The following is a 19306-nucleotide window of genomic DNA, read 5'->3' on the forward strand; positions in this document are numbered from 1 at the left end:
TTGGTTGAAAAATCCCGAAAACATATTCGATAAGAGGCCGTTATGATCAAAGCCTTAACGAACTTCAAAATGATTTCCCGCACCGCAATGATTGGGGCCGCTGTTTTGGTCTTGGGTGCGACCTCTCAATCTATTGCGCAACAAGACACCCAAGTGCGCAGCCAAGAAGACCAAAAAATGGTTGCCTCGGTTGCGGCCGGTGGACGCATGTATGACAACTGGGTGCGTGAACTTGCCGAACGTGCGCCGAAGAAAATTCATCCGCTGTATCCTGAAGACGGGCCAATGGCGAAAAAGCCTGCTGAAACCTGGCGCTGTGTAACGTGCCATGGTTGGGACTACTTAGGCGACAAGGGCGCCTTTGCCAAAGGTGACAAATTCACCGGGATCAAGGGCATCGCCGGTATGATCGGTGCGAAGCCGACAGACGTGAAAGCCAAGCTAAAAGAACCGATGCACGCGTATTTAGATGTGTTTGATGACCAAGCCATGGACGATATTGCAAACTTCGTCACCAAGGGTTTGGTGCCCATGGATCGGGTGATCGATCGCACCTCCGCGCGGGCCATCGCATCGGCTCCTCCCAGCTCACCGTATTTCTCGACCATCTGCGTGAACTGCCATGGTGCCGACGGACGTATGATGGACACCATCCCACCTTTGGGCGATGCAGCACGTGCCGACCCTTGGCAAGCATTGCACAAAATGCTCAACGGTCACCCGGGCGACGATATGCCGGCCTTGCGGGCTTTTGAAGTCGCTACAACGTTGTCAACTTTGGCTTATGTTCAAAGCCTGCCGTCCCGGGACACACTCTATTCCATTGCGCGGGGTGGCAAACTGTATGACGACTGGGCTGAAGAGTTGAAAACCACCTATCCCAAATACAGCCACACTGCCTTTCCCAAAGGCAAAGAAAGCGAGCTCCTGTCTGGATCAAGCACCTGGCGCTGTGTGGAATGTCACGGTTGGGATTACAAAGGCGACAAAGGTATTCGCGGCATCCGCAATATGATCGGTGCCCATCCCAAGACCATCATCAAAGTCTTAAAGAACGACGTTCACAACTTAGATGGCCGTCTGCACTATTCTGACTTTTATGATCTGGCGGTCTTCGTCAGCCAAGGTCAAATCGATATGAACGAATATATCGACGCGCGCTCTAAAGAAGCACGCGGCAAGGCGGACAATGCCACGCAGTACTATCTGACCCTGTGTGCAACCTGTCACGGCGACAACGGTCGCGCCATTCGCACCATGCCGCCCTTGGGCCGCGTGGCGACGGAAAAACCGTGGCAAGCCCTGCACCAAACGCTGCACGGTCACCCGGGCGACGAAATGCCTGCATGGCAAGCGACCATGTCGCCAGCCAAGATCAAGGACGTTCTGTCGAAACTGCAAACGCTGCCCACCCGTAAGTAAGGGCAAACGCATAAGCAAGGCCGCAAGGCCTGCGAGGGGGAGGTCCCTGCCAGTTGTGAAAGCAGCTCGGCAGGGCCTTTTTTTATGGGCTATGCATAAGAAGGGTGGGGAGTAACCTACCCACGTCCTTTTGAGCCGGAATCGTCCACATAACTCGGGTAGGTTAACCCTCATGCAAACCAAAATTTAGTTGCTGCATTGCAGCAATACTCAAATGGGTAGCCTTTATATTACGTTTTACTGATTTATAAGTTTATTAGATACAGTTACTTATACGAATTGCTGCACTGCGGGTAGGTATTGGGCTTTACAATTTCGAACGGTTCAGGATAATCGAACCAACACTACCCGTTCGGGCGTGCCCTGGGGACAAAACAATAAAATGTGAGGGGCAGGCAGCATGCTTCATCTCAAGATGAGGACCGTATCGTGAGCGAAGAAAACAACGAAGACCGTTATCCTATTGATGTCGTGGTGTGCGATAAGTCGCCGCTGATTCTCAATGGGCTTGTGCAAATGTTCGACCAAGACGATCGCTTTAATTTGGTGGCGACCGCTGCGGATGGCGAACGATTTATGGAAGCGGTGAGCCGCTTGTCGTTTGATGTCGGCATCATTGGTTGGAATATGCCTTATCTGAATGGCCAAGGGGTCTTGCAGGCCTTGCAAAAGACCGAAACACCGCCGCGCACAATTGTGTTTACCGGCAATACGGCTCCGGACATTCCCCGCCAAGTGATGCGATTTGGTGGTGCCGGGTTCTGTTCAAAGTGTGATCCGTCGTCCGTTTTGGCGGAAACCGTGTTGGCTGTGTCAGAGGGACGCATGGTGTTCCCGTTCATGGACTTGTCGCGTTCGGGCTCCGATCCGTTTTCAGGTCTCACGGCACGCGAGCAAGAGCTGCTGGCGTCCTTGGCGCGCGGCCGCACAAATCAACAGATTGCCGGCGATCTCACCATTTCGCTCAACACCGTCAAATTTCACTTGAAAAACCTTTACGGAAAGCTTGACGTTAAAAATCGTGCTCAAGCCGTGGCGTGTTACCTCAATGCCAGTGGCAATGCATAAAAGCGTGCGTTTTCAATACTATACTTCTCTAATTTAGAGGGTCCTTTAAATCCCCCGTCCAAGGGGGTAGGGCTCAAGCCACCCATAAGACATGGGTCCGCCCCCCACCCGGGTGTTTGCGAAATCCTTTTCACAGGGTTTCATGGTGAAACGTAAAACCCGAATGGGTGGGGACGAACCTTTAAGCGCCACATGGGACGGAACGCTCCCCCCAAGATTTAGATCGGATTGAATATGACCTTAGCCGTATCCGGCTGCGATGATCAGTTGTTTGTTTACGCGCTTGCCCGCGTAACCGAAGCGGCTGCGCGCGCGGCGGCTGAGGAAGCCGGGCGCGGCAACCGTGGCCCCAACAATGAAACCGCGGTCTCGGCGATGCGCAATGAACTGGGACTGCTTGGCCTATCGGGCCGTGTGGTTGTCGGCGAAGAGGGTGGCGAAGAGGGCGGTCTGCCCACAGGATTGGAATTGGCCGCAGGGGACGGGCCCAATTTCGACATCGTGGTCGACCCTGTCGAAGGAACGTCTTATTTGGCGCGCGGCATGACCAATGCCATGGCCGTTATGGCTTTGGCACCTGAAGGTTCGCTGTTCGACCCGGGCCCAGCCTTTTACATGGAAAAATTTGCTGCCCCCGCAGCCGCACGGGGTAAAATCGATCCCGGTGCGCCGACGCAGGTCAAACTGGGGCAGTTGTCGTCCGTCCTGAACAAACCTGTGTCGGAGCTGACGGTTTTTGTTTTGGAAAAGCCCCGTCACCGTGAACTGGTCCACCAAATCCACAACGCTGGCGCACGTGTCGCGCTGTATCCCGCTGGCGACGTTGCCGGCGGTCTGATGGCGTCACTGCCCGACAGTGGCATTGACGCCTTGATGGGCACGGGTGGTGCGCGCGAAGGCATGTTGTCCGCTGTTGCCGTGCGTGCCTTGGGCGGTGAATTCATGATGCGCATTGACCCGCAGCTCACTACGGAAAAAGCCGCTGTCGCCAAAGCTGGCTTGGACACCACCAAATGGATGGGCGTGGATGAACTGGTGAAATCTGAAAACGTCCATTTCACCGCAACGGGCATCACAACGGGGCTGTTGTTTGAAGGGGTCGAGCGCAAAGGCAACCTTGAGAGCACGCAATCTTTGCTGATCAGCGGCTCCAGCCAACCGGACCAGGCCGCACGCCGTCAAATGCTCACCAGCTGGCACGAGCGACATGACCAATCTTAAGAGAGACCTCCCAATGCCGTTCAAAACAATCACACGTCCGATCATCTTGGGCATTGTCGGTGACAGTGCATCCGGCAAAAGCACCATTGCCCAAGGCATCGCCGAAATCCTCGGCCATGATCGTGTGGTCAGCATTTGCACCGACGACTACCACAAATTCAACCGGGCTGAGCGTCAGGAACGCGGCATCACGGCGCTGAACCCCGAAGCCAATCACATCGATATTTTGGAACAACACATCGGCTTGCTGCGTGAAGGCCAGCCCATCTTGAAGCCGACGTACAACCACGGCAGCGGCACCTTCGGCCCGTGCCAGCACGTCGAGCCCAAAGAATACATCATCTTGGAAGGTCTGATGGGCTATGCAACCCGCGCCATGCGCGATTGCTATGACGTCAAAATCTTTTCCGAGCCCGAAGAAGCCCTGCGCGTCAAATGGAAGATGCAACGCGACACCCAGGTGCGCGGCTACAGCGAAGAGCGCGTCTACGAAATCTTGGACAAGCGCGTTGACGACAGTCTGAACTACATCCTGCCGCAACGCACATTTGCGGACATGGTGGTGTCGTTCTATCCGCCGGAAACCAATCACGACGAAACGGGGGCGCATTTGAACGTGCGTCACACGCTTCGCCCGACCTTGCCACACCCGGATTTGACGCCGGTTCTGGACGCCGCGAAGAAGGGCTTCCGTCTCGAGCTTGCGCGTGACATTGACGGCAAGCCCGTGGACGTTTTGGACATCCATGGCGATCTGTCTGACAAACGTGCCAAGGCCGTTGAAGATTTGTTGTGGAACTTGATCCCCGAAGCGCAGCACCTGCGCGAAAACGTTGGACAGTTCCGCGATTCACAAAACCATACCGCACTCAGCCATCCTTTGGCGTTGTCTGAGCTGCTGATCACATACCACATGGTCAAGGCTGCCCTTGGCCACCACGCAATTTAAGTTAAGACCAAAAAACCCTTACGGGAGGAGTGAGAACCATGACCGCAACCCACAACGAAATGGCCAATGCCATCCGTTTTCTGTCCGTCGACGCGGTGCAGAAAGCCAATTCCGGCCACCCCGGCATGCCCATGGGCATGGCGGATGTGGCAACCGTCTTGTACACCAAGTTCATGAAATGGGATCCGAAAGCCACCAAGTGGGCCGACCGTGACCGTTTTGTTCTGTCGGCAGGCCACGGCTCCATGCTGATGTATTCTTTGTTGTACTTGGCAGGCGTTGACGACGTTTCCATCGACGACATCAAGAACTTCCGCCAAATGGGGTCCAAAACCGCAGGTCACCCGGAATACGGCCACGTGGACGGCGTTGAAACCACCACGGGTCCGCTGGGCCAAGGCATCACCACCGCTGTCGGCATGGCGCTCGCTGAAAAAATGCAAGCTGCACGCTACGGCGACGACATTGTTGATCACTACACGTACTCCATCGCCGGTGACGGTTGCTTGATGGAAGGTATTTCCCAAGAAGCCATCTCCATGGCGGGTCACTTGAAGCTGAACAAGCTGATCTTGATGTGGGACGATAACGAAATCTGCATCGACGGTAACACCAACCTGACCACGTCCGACGACCAGTGCGCACGTTTCGAAGCGTCCGGTTGGGATACGCAAAAAATCGACGGTCACGATGCAGCGGCCATCGAAGCGGCCATCGAAAAAGCCAAAGCCTCCGACAAGCCGTCCTTGATCGCGTGCAAAACCACCATCGGTTATGGCGCACCGACCAAAGCCGGTACCCACGACACCCACGGTGCTCCGCTGGGCGACGAAGAAATCAAAGGCATGCGCGAAGGTTTGGGCTGGCACCACGGTGAGTTCGAAATTCCACAAAACGTTTTGGAAGCTTGGCGCTCTGCCTTGGCGAAAAACTCAGCCGCCCGCGAAAGCTGGGAAGGCCGTTTGAACGCCCTGGACGACGCCACCAAAGCTGAGTTCACCCGCACCGAAGCCGGCACCTTGCCGGGCGGTTGGGAAGATGCCTTCAACGCTTACAAAAAGAAGCTGTCCGAAGACGCTCCGAAAGTCGCCACGCGTAAAGCATCCGGCATGGCTTTGGAAGTTCTCACCGAAGCCGTTCCGGAAATGATCGGTGGCTCGGCTGACTTGACCGGGTCCGTTCTGACCAAAACGCCGTCCACGGCTTCCGTTTTGAACACCGACTTCTCTGGCCGCTACATCCACTACGGTGTGCGTGAGCACGCCATGGGCGCCGTCATGAACGGCATGAGCCTGCACGGTGGGTTCATTCCTTACGGTGGCACGTTCGCCGTGTTTGCCAACTACATGATCCCGGCGATGCGCTTGTCCGCATTGATGGAAATCCGTGTAGCTTACGTTCTGACCCACGATTCCATCGGTCTGGGCGAAGACGGCCCGACCCACCAGCCGGTTGAAACGCTGGCGATGTTGCGCTCGGTTCCGAACTTCAACACCATGCGTCCGGCGGACGTCGTGGAAACGGCGGAATGCTGGGCGATTGCCCTGGCGTCTGAAAAAACGCCGTCCGGTTTGGTCTTGACCCGTCAAGGTCTGCCGACGCTGCGCACCACCCACACGGACGAAAACCTGTCTGCCAAAGGTGCATACGTTTTAGCTGACGCAGAAGGCGGCGATCGTAAGGTCACGCTGATGGCCACCGGTTCGGAAGTTGAAATCGCCATGAACGCACGCGATATGCTGCAAGGCGAAGGCATTCCGACGGCAGTCGTGTCCATGCCGTGCTGGGAACTGTTCGACGCACAAGACGATGCTTACAAAGCCAGCGTATTGGGTGAAGGCACCGCGAAAGTCGGTGTTGAAGCTGCCATGCGCTTTGGTTGGGACCAATACACCGGATCCGACGGCGGCTTTGTCGGCATGAATTCCTTCGGTGCTTCGGCCCCGGCAGGCGAATTGTACAAACACTTCGGCATCACCGCCGAGAATGTGGTTGCAGAAGCCAAAGCGCGCCTGTAATCCATACGTAACGAAACATAAAAAGGGAGTAGAGATTTATGGCCCTCGTATCTATGCGCCAGCTTCTCGACCACGCAGCAGAAAACGGCTACGGCCTGCCTGCGTTTAACGTCAACAACATGGAACAAGTCAAAGCCATCATGGAAGCGGCCGACGCCGTGAACAGCCCGGTGATTTTGCAAGGTTCCGCAGGTGCCCGCAAATATGCAGGTGAGCCGTTCTTGCGCCACCTCATCTTGGGCGCCATCGAAGCTTATCCGCACATTCCGATCTGCATGCACCAAGATCATGGGACGTCTCCGGCTGTGTGCCAACGCTCCATCCAATCGGGCTTCAGCTCGGTGATGATGGACGGCTCTTTGATGTCCGACGGCAAAACCCCGGCGTCCTACGACTACAACGTCGATACAACCAAAGCTGTTGTCGACATGGCCCACGCCTGTGGCGTGTCCGTCGAAGGCGAACTGGGTTGCTTGGGCTCGCTCGAAACCGGCGAAGCTGGCGAAGAAGACGGCATCGGCGCTGAAGGTAAGCTGGAAATGGATCAAATGCTGACCGATCCGGACGAAGCGGCCGATTTTGTGAAGAAAACCAACGTGGACGCGCTTGCTATCGCTATCGGCACGTCCCACGGTGCTTACAAATTCACCGCAGAGCCCACCGGCAAAGTGCTGCGCATCGACCGCGTGAAAGAAATCCACGAACGCATCCCGTCCGTGCACCTGGTCATGCATGGCTCTTCTGCTGTGCCGCAAGACTGGCTGAAGATCATCAACGACTTCGGCGGTGACATGGCGCAAACCTACGGTGTTCCGGTTGACGAAGTTGTCGAAGGCATCAAATCCGGTGTGCGTAAAGTCAACATCGACACGGATCTTCGCATGGCGTCTACGGGTTCCATCCGTCGTCACTTGGACGAAAACAAGTCCAACTTCGACCCGCGCAAGTTCCTGGCCGAAGCCACCAAAGGCATGACCGACATCTGCAAAAACCGTTACGAAGCTTTCGGCTCCGCCGGTCAAGCCGACAAGATCAAGCCCCAGTCTCTCGAAGTCATGTTCGAGAAATACGAAGCTGGCGAATTGGACGCAAAAGTCAACTAAGGCTGACGCTTACAATCGAAATGAAAAGGGCGGTCCAATCGGGCCGCCCTTTTTGTTGTGTTCAGTTGTTTGGTGAATTGTTATGGTTGTGGCATGCTCAAATATGTTTTTTGATGGATAGCTATGTTTGGTTTTTCACTTCTTTTTGTCGGTATCGTCATCGGTTTGATTTTGATGTGCATGTTTGTCACAGTTTCGCTTGAACTGAAGAAAGAAATGCGGAATTTCCTAACACGCAAAACGTTCTTTCAATACGGCCTATTTACCTACGCAATCTCACTCGTTCTGGGCTACGGCATCTCACAGTCCGGCGTATATGTTGCCATACTTCTGCCAGCCTTTGCCATGGGGCTGACAATTGTGTCTTCAATCTTAGTGGTTCGACGCTTAAACGATACAAAGCATTCTCCCAAATGGGCTTATTTGGCCATTGTCGGCCTAGCTCTTCTCTATCCGCTCGGTTATGCCCTCATTTTTTTGCTCTGTGCGTTTCCGACCAGTTACGCAAACCGGCGGCCATGGGAATTGGGTGCAGACAATCAGCCTGCGTAACATTTGCAAGCTAAGCAAAGTTAAATTAGGGCGGCTCAACACGAGCCGTCCTTTTTGTTGCCTTAGTGAGACTTCGTCCAAGCCGCCGTGCGGCCACCTTCGTTTGTGCATTCGTAGAACGTTTCGTCGAATGTTCCATCCGCATGCAGGCTCAGCATGGCGAAGCCGTTTTGCACTTGGTTGGTGCCATCTGCCAAAGACGTGTGCGCGTAGTAATCGACATTGTTGGTGTTGATGCCATAGGCGTTGGCGTAGGGGATGGCGCTGTGGCCGACGCAGCGGCAAAGGGTGCCGTCCGACCCCACAACAGTTTTGGAATTGTAAGCCACGCCTAAGTGCAGGTGACCCCAGTACCAAACGTCAGGCGTGCGACCGATGACCTCTTTCATGCCGTCCCATAAAGGCTGGCCGGCCTTTTTGTTTTGCACCAGGGTTTCCCCTTTGTAGTCGATGGGGTTGTGGTGGGTCATGACCAGGACTTTCTTGTCGCTCAAATCCCCCAAAGACGCGACAAAACGTTTTTGCTGGGTGTTCTCAGCATCGCCCAGGGCACCTTGCATATAGAACGTGGAGGGATCGAAGCGCGCGCTGTCCAAACCGATAATGACCCATTTGCCATAATTGACGGCGAAGTAGGGGGCACGGTTTTGGTGGCCGAACACCGTGTCTGGCGCTAAGGCCACGCCCATCAAACCTTGCACGGCACCATACATTTCATGGTTGGAGTTAATGGCGAAGTTGGTGCCCGCAGCGGTCAGTCCGGTTTTCCATTGATCGAGCAAGAAGCGTTTTTCTTCATGGAGCGGCAGGCGGTCATCTGTGCCCGCATAATAGACATCGCCCAAGTGCACCGCCATATCGGGGCCTAGGTCACGCACAGCGTTCATGACGGCTACAGCGGGGCCTTGGTTGTCGTAAAAGTCCCCATACACACCCGTGCCCCAATCGCCGATCACGGCCATGTTGAGGGTTTCTTGGGACGCATCCACCGTGCCCACGTAAGCGTCTTGCGGTTCGGGGTAGGGCCCGTAATAGAGTTTCGGATCAATGGTGTTGATAACGTAATAGATCCCCGTGATCGTCCACATGGGATCCAACTGATTGTATTTAGTGATGGACAAGATTTCGCCGCCCGGCAACACAAGCCATTTGCTGGCCATCATTTTGTCGAGCAAATCTTGTGTCAACGCAGGCGCGATGCCCAAGTCTTCGGCGACGGACAACACGGCGTCTGAAACCACGCCAAACACGTGCTCACCCGCCAATAGGGCTTTGTGCTCCGCCGCAGGATTGAACAAGTGATACAAAAAAGCGCCGAACTCCAGCTCAATTTCATCGCCCAATTGCAAGCCTTCGGGACTGCCATCGTTGGCTTCCAAATGATTGAACGTATTGATCAGTTCGGTTTCACACGCTTTGAGATATTCAAGCACGGTTTGGATATTGTCTTTGGCTTCGGGGACACCGGCCAACAATTGCTTGGCGTTATCAAATTTAGATATCAGTTCAGACATTTAGACCTCCTCAGGATGACGGCAATTTAGCTTATGTTCAATTATTACATGTATGAATAACAATACTCTCTTATTAGGAGTGTCTTGCAATTAAAAAAAGGCCCAACCGTCAAGTTGAGCCATTATTTTAAGTGGCATGGAGCCAATCAGTCGGAAAACCTACAAGTCACCACCCGCTTGGACGGAGAGCTCAAATTGGTTGAGCACTTGCGGACCGCGGACAGCGAAGCCTTCAACCAATTCCTTAACTTTGAGGGGTTGGTCGGAACTGAGCTGGACAGTGATGGAGGTCGGATCAAGCAAAAAGCGCCCCAGTTCATTTTGTGCAACTTGGGCGCTTTGCGGACCGTGGGATTGCGATACAAGCATGTAGGCTTGGGTAGACAAGCCGCGCGCCATTTTTGCAGGATCTGCATTGGTTTCGCTTGCCTGCATCGCCAAATACTTTTTCAACAGTCCGTCATCGGCGTATCCCAGCGAAAGTGACGAGATGGCAATGTCATTGAAGTGCTTTTCAAGCACCGCTTCGGCATGTTCCTGAACCACCACAGGATCGAGGGTCGGGTCGTTTTTCATGGTGCCGAGTTTTTTCACATCATCCAAATACGCGCGCCAAGGTAGGCTGTGGAGGTTAAATCCAAGCTCGACCTGCCCAACTTTTCGGGCCCCGAAAGAGAAGGGGGCGACGGACAATGACTGCGTTTCTTCATCAAACTCATAGGCCACTTGGACATTAAATTTGAGCTCATCAATGCCGAACATTTCCATGAACTGTATGGCCTTGGGATCGGTCACAATGTTGGGGTCTAGCAAAAACCCATCAACGTAAGAGCTCATTTTTACAGGCAGTTCGCCATCAAACACCAGGTCGGAAAAGCCCATAGCATCGATAGAAACCTGAAGTGGCTTGGCGTCCGCTCCCGCAGGAGACACGGTTATATCCAGGCCTTCATAGCGCAACATTTTGACCTGTTCGGGTTCAAAATTGTGACCGACAACGCGTGCTAATTTGACGTCTAAGCCGACAGAGACCTCATCCATGAGATCTTGGGCCGCCGGGCCAACCCCTTTGGTCGTTATGTTCGTTTGAAGGGCGTAATCCTTGGCTTCCAAATATTTGGCTTTCATGCCAAGCGGATTGACGCTCGGGTCCTTAAACGTTTCAGCCCAGCTTAAGTCTTCGACCCGCGTATCGCCAAACGTCAACGAAAGCTGCATGTGTTCGTTAAACGTCATGACCTGGGATACCCCGTCGACTTCGACCGTTTTGGGAGTCGAGGTTGTCATGTCAAAGTTCACCTCGCCTGCATCAACACGCAGGAGAGGAATGGCCTTATTCCCAAAAATCAAGCCCCACAAACCGTGTACTGTGATGACATCTTGCTTTAAAGAGCCCGTTCCCGAAAGGGTTTTGCCGTCTTGGCGATCTTGATCGCTCAAGGCCTGATCAATTTCATAGGTAATGGTTGAATTGTGAACCGTGAGTGCATCACCGACGTAATCCAGCTCCAGGTCCTCATAAGAGATCGAAGCGATTGTCGGTGTGCTGGATTCAAGATTTGCGATTGTGGTGTCAAATTTAATGCGCACAAATTGATCGAACGCAAACAAACCGACAATACCGGCCGTCACGAAGGCGAGAGCGCCAACGGCCAATATGGTACTTGTTTTCATAAAACACCCCGAAAATTAAGAGAATTCAAATGAATACCGAACGGTTTGGACCTGAGTTATGCGCGGCAGCTCAGTCCCTGAGCTTCTTCAAGATCTTGCAAAAGGCCCCAACCCTCATGCCATTCTCCAAGATGGGAATCGGCGTTGATATGGCCGCATTCCCCAATATTGACGAATGAAGAGCCCCAAGCCGTCGCAAACAACTGAGCACGGATTATATCGACATAAGGGTCGTTGGAGCTGGCGATAACCGTGGACGGGAAGGGGAGTTGCGCCATGGGGATCGGCGCAAAACAACGCACCTCCATTGGCGTGTGATCTTCAGATTCTACATCAGACGGGGCAACCAAAAGTGCGCCTCGTATTGGGGTGTCGTGATGTCGTTGTGCCCAATGGGCAACCAGCGCGCAAGACAAACTGTGTGCGACCAGCAAAGGAGGGGCCGCACAGCTGACCACAGCTGACTGCAACGCGTTGATCCAAGAGCTGGGTTCGGGGATGTTCCAGTTGTCTTGCTCAACAAGACGACATTGTGAACGTTTGGAACACCAATGACTTTGCCAGTGCGATTGGCTTGATCCGCCCAATCCAGGCAGGATCAGAACGGGAGACGTCATCGTTTGTGTATTCATGGGGCCGCAATCCACTTATAATTGAGGACTTCGGGGTGCCTCAATGATTTTTATAATTTATAACTATGGATCAGCACTCTGAACCACGCAATAAACCTTTCGTATCTGTCCCGTTAAGGACAAGTGGTTAGCTCTGTTTGCGAGGTGCTGGAGGTATAGGCTTGCCGTCTGCGCCCATGAGGACCGTCTTCGGTTTTGAAGGGGAGAAGTCTGTCCCATCAACAGATTGCTGATCTGTCGGGTCTTTTATGACAGCTTGAACTGTGCTCGTCGGGGCCGGCACAGGATCACGCTTTCCGCTGTCTTTGTTCAGAATCAAAGCGGCTTCATCCAACAAAAAGGTGTGGAACGCTTCTGCTATGGGCGACAAGCGTTTGCCTTTGCGATACATCACGAACCAATGACGCATAATGGGAAAATGCAATACATCCGGTACACTTAGATGGTTTAGTTGAAGTTCGTTCTGAACCGCGTCACGGCTCATAATGCCCAGGCCCAGGCCCGCTTGCACGCTTCGTTTGATGGCTTCGTCGGAACTGACTTCCATGCCCGTGGTCATTGTAATGCCATGTTGGTCGAAGAACATTTCCATGGCTTTGCGCGTGCCCGAACCCTTTTCGCGGACCAAGAAGACTTCGTCTTCCAAACGTTTTAATTGAATGGAACGTTCACGGGTGAAGGGGTGGTCCGCAGGCGCGATGAGCACCAAGGGGTTCTCCATGAACGTCCCGGCTTCCACATCCACGGTTTCGGGAGGGCGGCCCATGATGACCAAGTCGACGGTGTTGTTTTCCAGCTGGGAAACGAGAGATTCGCGATTCGTCACATCCAATTTCACATCCACACCGGAATAACGCTCACAAAAGATCGACAGTAGCTTCGGCGCAAAATAGTGCGCCGTGGTCGCCACAGAGATGCTCAGCGTGCCCCGCTCGAGCCCCTTGAGGCTGTCGAGACCCGCTTCCATGTCGTCGACTTGCTGGAGGATCTTGCGCGCGTACTGGCGCACCTCGCGACCTGCTTCGGTCAAAAAGATCTTCTTGCCCATATGTTCGAACAGGGATTGGCCAACCTGGCTTTCCAACTGCTTAATCTGCATGGAAACGGCAGGTTGGGTGAGGTTGAGTTCTTCGGCTGCGCGGGTGAAACTGAGGTTACGCGCAACGGCCGTGAAGGCTTCCAACTGTCGGATCGTCACATGCATGGCGAGAAACCTTCACAAAATGCTGATATAATCATGCTTTCAAGGGGCTATAAGGCATGCATAAATATAGCTTATGTTCATCATCAAAATAAATGAGTTTTTTTATACCTGCAAAAACAGTAGGGTTTTCTCAACGGAAAGGGACCTGTGGTTGGGGCTTATTTCCAAATGAAAAATCAAACGATTAGGACCGAGGGCCTTCAGACCCTCGCCCATAATCGCAACGCCAATTAAGAGATACAGGGAGTATTCAAAATGGCATTGTTGGACCAAACCAGCCGTTACGTTGCGCTGGACCTCGAAGAAGATCAGCTCATCAAAGACGGCAAGCACGTTCTTGTCGCTTACACCATGAAGCCGGCCGAAGGCTACGGCTACCTGGAAGTTGCCGGCCACTTCGCCGCTGAGAGCTCCACAGGTACGAACGTTGAAGTTTGCACGACCGACGAATTCACCAAGGGCGTTGACGCTCTGGTGTACGAAGTCGATGAAGCAAACGAAATCATGAAAATCGCATATCCGCTGGAACTGTTCGATCGCAACATGATCGACGGCCGCGCGATGCTGGTTTCCTTCCTGACGCTGGCCATTGGTAACAACCAAGGCATGGGTGACGTTGCGCATGCAAAAATGCATGACTTCTACGTCCCGCCTGCATACTTGCGTCTGTTCGACGGTCCGTCCAAAGACATTTCCGACTTGTGGCGCATCTTGGACCGTCCGGTCGTCGATGGCGGTTACATTGCCGGTACCATCATCAAGCCGAAATTGGGCCTGCGTCCGGAACCGTTCGCAAACGCTGCATACCAGTTCTGGCTGGGTGGCGACTTCATCAAAAACGACGAACCGCAAGGCAACCAAGTGTTCTGCCCGGCGAAAGACGTGTACCCGTTGGTTTATGACGCCATGAAACGCGCCATGGACGAAACCGGCCAAGCCAAAATCTTCTCCGCCAACATTACGGCTGACGACCACGCTGAAATGATCGCTCGCGGTGAGTTCATCTTGGAAGCTTTCGGCGCGGATGCCGACAAAGTGGCTTTCTTGGTTGACGGTTACGTGGGTGGCCCGGGCATGGTGACGACGGCACGTCGTTACTTCCCGAACCAATATCTGCACTATCACCGTGCCGGTCACGGCGCTGTGACGTCTCCGTCCGCGAAACGGGGTTACACCGCGTTCGTTCTGGCGAAAATGTCCCGTCTGCAAGGTGCTTCCGGTATCCACGTGGGCACCATGGGCTACGGCAAAATGGAAGGCGACGCGAAAGACAAAAACATCGCGTACATGATCGAACGCGACAGCGCCGACGGTCCGTTCTACCACCAAGAATGGTTGGGCATGAAGCCGACCACCCCGATCATCTCGGGCGGCATGAACGCTCTGCGTTTGCCGGGCTTCTTCGAAAACTTGGGCCACGGCAACATCATCAACACCTCTGGTGGTGGTTCTTACGGTCACATCGACAGCCCGGCAGCTGGTGCAATTTCTCTGCGCCAAGCCTACGAATGCTGGCAAGCTGGCGCCGATCCCATCGAATGGGCGAAAGAACACAAAGAGTTCGCCCGTGCCTTCGAAAGCTTCGAGCACGACGCAGACGCATTGTTCCCGGGCTGGCGCGAAAAATTGGGCGTGCACAAATAAGCACCCCGGCTACGCCTAAACAAGATGGCCGGGAGTGGTTTATACTGCTCCCGGCTATTTTTGTCTCTTGGCACTATTTTTTGAAGGATTAACGTTATGTCCGACACGCAGCAATATTTGGTCGCTGAAGAACCGTTTTATCAATCTGTCGCCAACGAAGTGGAACTCTACGAAGCCGCCTATGCCGAGCGTTTGCCCGTCATGGTCAAAGGCCCCACGGGGTGCGGTAAATCGCGGTTCATTGAATACATGGCGTGGAAGCTGAAAAAGCCCTTGATTACGGTGGCGTGCAATGAAGACATGACCGCGTCGGACTTGATAGGACGCTATCTATTGGACGCCGACGGCACCCGTTGGCTGGACGGTCCTTTGACCGTGGCTGCGCGTATTGGCGCGATTTGTTATTTGGACGAAGTCGTCGAGGCCCGCCAAGACACCACCGTCGTCATACACCCGCTGACCGATCACCGCCGCACGCTGCCGCTCGACAAAAAAGGTGAGCTGGTCAACGCCCACGCCGATTTCCAATTGGTGATCAGCTACAACCCGGGCTATCAAAGCCTGATGAAGGACTTAAAACAGTCCACCAAACAACGCTTTACAGGGCTTAACTTCGACTACGCCGCGGCAAAGGTCGAAGCGGGCATCGTCGCCAAAGAAACCGGCTGCGAGGAAGACATAGCAACCAGCTTGGTGAAAATCGGCGAAACGGCACGTAACCTCAAGGGCCATGGCCTGGACGAGGGGATTTCCACCCGTTTGCTGGTCTACGCCGCCCGATTGATCAAACAAGGCATCAACCCCAACCAAGCCTGTCGTATGGCTTTGGTTGCACCACTGACCGACGACACCGACATTTCGGCGACGCTGAAGCATTCCATCGACGCTGTTTTCGGTTAAGTGTGAGGGATTGGGAACGGGGTCACCGTCATGTCTCTCTCTGAAGAAGACCTGAAAATTTTCCGCGACATGCTGTCGTGCGGGTTCGAGCAATTGGACACCGCGTTCGAAGCGATCATGGAAGACGCTCTGCGTCGCTTGTCGCAGAAGGGCGTTAAGGATCTGCTCGACGGTGGGGCCTTGATCTGTAAATTGGGGCGCGGCTACGAACCCGTGCACATCTATCTGGAAGAAATGCCGGAAATCGCAGAACGTTTAGGTGAGCACACTTTGACGGAAGTCAAAGACGCCGTCTGGGAAATGTCGCGCACCCCCAATGGCAAAGCGATCCCAGGATTTTTGCAAACCTTGGGTGAGGCCGCGCGGCGGCTGCGGTCAAGCGAGCTGTTCACGGGGTACATCGCCTTGATCTTTGAGATGATGGAAAAAACCACGCGTTCCACCCACGGGTTTCACCAAACCATTCCCAGTGCGGGCCTGCCGGACATGCTGACCCAAATGCCGTATTTGATGCATCAATTGCCGCTGGAAGGCATTCGCAATTGGATGGACTACGGGGCCAAGCACTACCAAACCCACCCCGAACGCCAGAAAGATTACTTCAGCCTGCAAACGGCAGATTCCAAAGCAATCTTGCAGCGCGAACGCCACGGAACTTTGTTCGCAGACGTGGAACGCAAGATGTCCATGTACTTAAAAGGCTTGTGGCAAGAACACGACGCCCAGTTTGTGCCGTTTTCGCTGGGCTATGACGAGCTGCGCAAGCCTATTCCGTACTACGATCACATCGGCCTGCGCGTTCCCGACGTCTATGACGAATACGAACACGAAAGCATCGGCATTCGCGTCAAAGCCACCGACCGCTACCGCGCTTTGTTGGCACATATGGCAGCGCACAGGCGCTGGACCACGCCGATTTTTGCGGACAACTTCAGCCCGTTTCAGCGGGTAGCAACGGAAATCTTCGAAGATTCCCGTGTGGAATGTCTGGCCATGCGCGAATACCCGGGCCTGCGCTTGTTGTTCCAAGCCTTGCACCCCAAACCTGGCGAAGACGATTGTGACCCGTTAGTGGAATCGTGCATCCGTCATCGCTTGGCGATGTTTTCCTACGCCGTGTTGGATCCGGACCATCCCTACACGAACGAGATATTGCTGGAGTTTGTCGACAAATTCCACGACCTGATGGCGGACGGTAAACAAAGCACGACCCAAGAGGTTTCCATGTTGGCGTCCAGCTTCATTGCGCGCACCCGACGTCAAGAAGACCAGTCCGCCAAAGTCTATTTCGCCGACACCGAAGTCGACTACCGCGACGACAACCGTCACATGTGGCTCTACCACGAACAAAGTGACGACGAAGAAATGTTCGAAGACGTCAAGAAAACCAAAACGGAAGAGGACGAAGAAGACGGCAAGCTTCCGCCGCGCCACTATCCGGAATGGGATTACTTGGCCAATAGCTATCGTCCGGACTGGGTGAGCTTATACGAAAACCTGCACCCGGGCGGCGGCGCAGCAAAAATCAATGCGTTGCTGGACAAAAACGCCATGTTAGCGAAGCGCTTGAAACAGGTGTTGGATCTGTTGAAACCGCAACAATACGTGCGCATCCGCTATCAAGAAGAAGGCTCCGAACTGGATTTGGATGTGGCAATCCGTTCCTTGATCGATTTCAGGGCAGGGGCCCAGCCGGATCCGCGCATCAACATGAGCCACAAACACGACGGCCGCGATGTGTCGGTGATGATGTTGTTGGATCTGTCCCAATCCGTGAACGAAATTCCGGACGGTTGCAGCCAAACAATTTTGGAGTTGAGCCAAGAAGCCGTGTCCCTGTTGGGCTGGGCGGTAGACCGCTTAGGCGACGAGCTGGCGATTGCCGGGTTTTCGTCCAACACCCGCCATGAAGTGCGCTACCAACACATCAAAGGCTATACCGAATCCTGGGACGATGAAGTCAAAGGCCGTTTGGGCGCCATCGAAGCCGGATATTCCACCCGCATGGGCGCCGCTTTGCGCCACGCGGGCGATACCTTGGCGCACCGAAAATCCGACAAAAAGCTGTTGTTGGTGCTGACCGACGGCGAGCCTGCGGACATCGATGTCGACGATGATCGCCATCTGCACGAAGACGCGCACAAGGCGGTTCAAGAGCTCGATCAGAACGGGGTTTACACCTATTGTATCAACTTGGACAGAAAAGCCGACGAGTATGTACGCGATATTTTTGGGAATCAGTACACCGTCATCGACAATGTTTCCAGGCTTCCGGAAAAACTGCCGCAACTGTTCATGGCCCTAACCAAGTAAAGACCATTTAAATGGGCAGTGGGTGGCTACCCCAATGGGTTGGAAAAACCGCCGAAACCCCTTAAAAACTTGGATTTTTTGCGTTTTAGAAATTGACTTTCGGGGATAAAGAGAATACTAATATACAAGCAAATCGGAGCACATTATCCAACTGGGTAGGGCGCTTAAACGTCACAAAAATGACCTCGATTTTGCGTTAGAAATTCAGTCGCGGAGGTTCTGGGCGACGAGTAAACCTGGGGAGGTCCGCTCGCACCTATCCTGGAACCACCCGGAAGGCCCCCGACATTGACTTTTGTCATTGACGGGGGCTTTCTAATTTTAAGGCCCATTCATAGGGCAGAACAGCACAGGGCATACCGGAGGCATACACATGACCGCAAACGTCAAAATCGCTCCCAGCATTCTTTCCGCAGATTTCGCTCGTTTGGGCGAAGAAGTCAAAGCCGTTGATGAGGCCGGGGCGGATTGGATTCACATTGACGTGATGGACGGCCACTTTGTGCCCAACCTGACCTTCGGCCCGCCGGTCATTCAATGCATCCGCCCGTGGACGGAAAAGTTCTTCGACGTGCACCTGATGATCGACCCGGCCCAGCCGTTCTTGGAAGACTACGCCAAAGCCGGCGCCGACCAAATCGTTGTGCACGCCGAGGCCGACAAGCACCTGGATCGCTCCATTCAAGTCATCAAAGGCTTGGGCAAAAAAGCAGGCGTTTCGCTGAACCCGCACACGCCCGTCAATGTGTTGGAAAACGTCATCGATCAGCTGGACATGGTCTTGATTATGAGCGTCAACCCGGGCTTCGGCGGCCAAAGCTTTATCCCGGCAGCCCTGAACAAAATCCGCGCCGTCAAAGACATGATCGGCGACATGGACATCGACATCCAAGTGGACGGCGGCGTCAACAAAGACACAGCGAAGTCCGTTGTGGACGCCGGTGCAACGTGTCTGGTGGCCGGTTCTGCGGTGTTTAAGGGCGACGACTACGTGGCGACCATTAAAGCGATTAAGGATTCGTATGGCGGGTAACACGCGCAAAACATTCAAACATATAAAAGCCGTTGGGAACGAACCCAGCGGCTTTTTTG

Annotated in this window: 15 protein-coding genes; 11 read left to right on the forward strand and 4 right to left on the reverse strand. The window is 54.0% G+C overall.

Annotated features, from left to right (window positions below; genetic code table 11):
- Nucleotides 1-42: 42 nt before the first annotated feature.
- The 7 genes from V5T82_RS06630 to V5T82_RS06660 all read left to right on the forward strand — a co-directional run bounded on the left by V5T82_RS06630 (nt 43) and on the right by V5T82_RS06660 (nt 8333).
- Entirely contained in the window at nt 43-1422 is a 1380-nt protein-coding gene (locus V5T82_RS06630; protein ID WP_332894823.1) for a c-type cytochrome, read from the forward strand.
- Between the two features lie 429 nt (nt 1423-1851).
- On the forward strand, nt 1852-2490 hold the full coding sequence (locus V5T82_RS06635; protein WP_332894824.1) for a LuxR C-terminal-related transcriptional regulator: 639 nt from the start codon (nt 1852-1854) through the stop codon (nt 2488-2490).
- Between the two features lie 234 nt (nt 2491-2724).
- Nucleotides 2725-3711 carry a class II fructose-bisphosphatase family protein gene (locus tag V5T82_RS06640; protein ID WP_332894825.1) on the forward strand — a complete coding sequence of 329 codons (987 nt, stop codon included), beginning with the start codon at nt 2725-2727 and terminating at the stop codon, nt 3709-3711.
- A 13-nt stretch (nt 3712-3724) separates the two neighbouring features.
- A complete protein-coding gene (locus tag V5T82_RS06645; RefSeq protein ID WP_332894826.1) occupies nt 3725-4660 on the forward strand; it encodes a phosphoribulokinase in 936 nt (311 codons plus the stop codon).
- Between the two features lie 38 nt (nt 4661-4698).
- Nucleotides 4699-6678 carry a transketolase gene (gene tkt, locus V5T82_RS06650; RefSeq protein WP_332894827.1) on the forward strand — a complete coding sequence of 660 codons (1980 nt, stop codon included), beginning with the start codon at nt 4699-4701 and terminating at the stop codon, nt 6676-6678.
- 38 nt (nt 6679-6716) lie between these two features.
- Nucleotides 6717-7781: a class II fructose-bisphosphate aldolase gene (gene fba / locus V5T82_RS06655; protein WP_332894828.1), complete on the forward strand. Its 1065-nt coding sequence runs from the start codon at nt 6717-6719 to the stop codon at nt 7779-7781.
- Nucleotides 7782-7904: 123 nt separating this feature from the next.
- A complete protein-coding gene (locus V5T82_RS06660) occupies nt 7905-8333 on the forward strand; it encodes a DUF805 domain-containing protein (RefSeq protein WP_332894829.1) in 429 nt (142 codons plus the stop codon).
- A 62-nt stretch (nt 8334-8395) separates the two neighbouring features.
- Here the strand turns inward: V5T82_RS06660 and V5T82_RS06665 are convergent, their stop codons facing one another.
- From V5T82_RS06665 to V5T82_RS06680, 4 genes are all read right to left on the reverse strand, one after another.
- A complete protein-coding gene (locus V5T82_RS06665) occupies nt 8396-9847 on the reverse strand; it encodes a metallophosphoesterase family protein (RefSeq protein WP_332894830.1) in 1452 nt (483 codons plus the stop codon).
- Nucleotides 9848-10006: 159 nt separating this feature from the next.
- Nucleotides 10007-11521, reverse strand: coding sequence for an aq_1923 C-terminal domain (locus V5T82_RS06670; protein WP_332894831.1), 1515 nt, complete (start codon nt 11519-11521; stop codon nt 10007-10009).
- A gap of 56 nt (nt 11522-11577) precedes the next feature.
- On the reverse strand, nt 11578-12153 hold the full coding sequence (locus V5T82_RS06675) for an RBBP9/YdeN family alpha/beta hydrolase (protein ID WP_332894832.1): 576 nt from the start codon (nt 12151-12153) through the stop codon (nt 11578-11580).
- A gap of 127 nt (nt 12154-12280) precedes the next feature.
- Nucleotides 12281-13357: a LysR family transcriptional regulator gene (locus V5T82_RS06680; RefSeq protein WP_332894833.1), complete on the reverse strand. Its 1077-nt coding sequence runs from the start codon at nt 13355-13357 to the stop codon at nt 12281-12283.
- A gap of 264 nt (nt 13358-13621) precedes the next feature.
- On the opposite strand from V5T82_RS06680, the gene V5T82_RS06685 reads away from it, so the two are divergent.
- From V5T82_RS06685 to rpe, 4 genes are all read left to right on the forward strand, one after another.
- Nucleotides 13622-15001 carry a ribulose-bisphosphate carboxylase gene (locus V5T82_RS06685; RefSeq protein ID WP_332894845.1) on the forward strand — a complete coding sequence of 460 codons (1380 nt, stop codon included), beginning with the start codon at nt 13622-13624 and terminating at the stop codon, nt 14999-15001.
- A gap of 96 nt (nt 15002-15097) precedes the next feature.
- Nucleotides 15098-15901: a CbbQ/NirQ/NorQ/GpvN family protein gene (locus tag V5T82_RS06690; protein ID WP_332894834.1), complete on the forward strand. Its 804-nt coding sequence runs from the start codon at nt 15098-15100 to the stop codon at nt 15899-15901.
- Between the two features lie 30 nt (nt 15902-15931).
- Complete coding sequence (locus tag V5T82_RS06695; RefSeq protein ID WP_332894835.1) at nt 15932-18214, forward strand: nitric oxide reductase activation protein NorD; 2283 nt, start codon at nt 15932-15934, stop codon at nt 18212-18214.
- A 373-nt stretch (nt 18215-18587) separates the two neighbouring features.
- Complete coding sequence (gene rpe / locus V5T82_RS06700; RefSeq protein WP_332894836.1) at nt 18588-19247, forward strand: ribulose-phosphate 3-epimerase; 660 nt, start codon at nt 18588-18590, stop codon at nt 19245-19247.
- Nucleotides 19248-19306: the final 59 nt, after the last annotated feature.

The organism is Magnetovibrio sp. PR-2 (assembly GCF_036689815.1).
GTDB lineage: Bacteria > Pseudomonadota > Alphaproteobacteria > Rhodospirillales > Magnetovibrionaceae > Magnetovibrio.

Coding starts and splice junctions, on each gene's coding strand:
- fba (WP_332894828.1), top strand. CDS start 6,717: ATGGCCCTCGTATCTATGCGCCAGCTTCTCGACCACGCAGCAGAAAAC.
- V5T82_RS06690 (WP_332894834.1), top strand. CDS start 15,098: ATGTCCGACACGCAGCAATATTTGGTCGCTGAAGAACCGTTTTATCAA.
- V5T82_RS06630 (WP_332894823.1), top strand. CDS start 43: ATGATCAAAGCCTTAACGAACTTCAAAATGATTTCCCGCACCGCAATG.
- V5T82_RS06665 (WP_332894830.1), bottom strand. CDS start 9,847: ATGTCTGAACTGATATCTAAATTTGATAACGCCAAGCAATTGTTGGCC.
- V5T82_RS06660 (WP_332894829.1), top strand. CDS start 7,905: ATGTTTGGTTTTTCACTTCTTTTTGTCGGTATCGTCATCGGTTTGATT.
- rpe (WP_332894836.1), top strand. CDS start 18,588: ATGACCGCAAACGTCAAAATCGCTCCCAGCATTCTTTCCGCAGATTTC.
- V5T82_RS06645 (WP_332894826.1), top strand. CDS start 3,725: ATGCCGTTCAAAACAATCACACGTCCGATCATCTTGGGCATTGTCGGT.
- V5T82_RS06680 (WP_332894833.1), bottom strand. CDS start 13,357: ATGCATGTGACGATCCGACAGTTGGAAGCCTTCACGGCCGTTGCGCGT.
- tkt (WP_332894827.1), top strand. CDS start 4,699: ATGACCGCAACCCACAACGAAATGGCCAATGCCATCCGTTTTCTGTCC.
- V5T82_RS06670 (WP_332894831.1), bottom strand. CDS start 11,521: ATGAAAACAAGTACCATATTGGCCGTTGGCGCTCTCGCCTTCGTGACG.
- V5T82_RS06675 (WP_332894832.1), bottom strand. CDS start 12,153: ATGAATACACAAACGATGACGTCTCCCGTTCTGATCCTGCCTGGATTG.
- V5T82_RS06695 (WP_332894835.1), top strand. CDS start 15,932: ATGTCTCTCTCTGAAGAAGACCTGAAAATTTTCCGCGACATGCTGTCG.
- V5T82_RS06640 (WP_332894825.1), top strand. CDS start 2,725: ATGACCTTAGCCGTATCCGGCTGCGATGATCAGTTGTTTGTTTACGCG.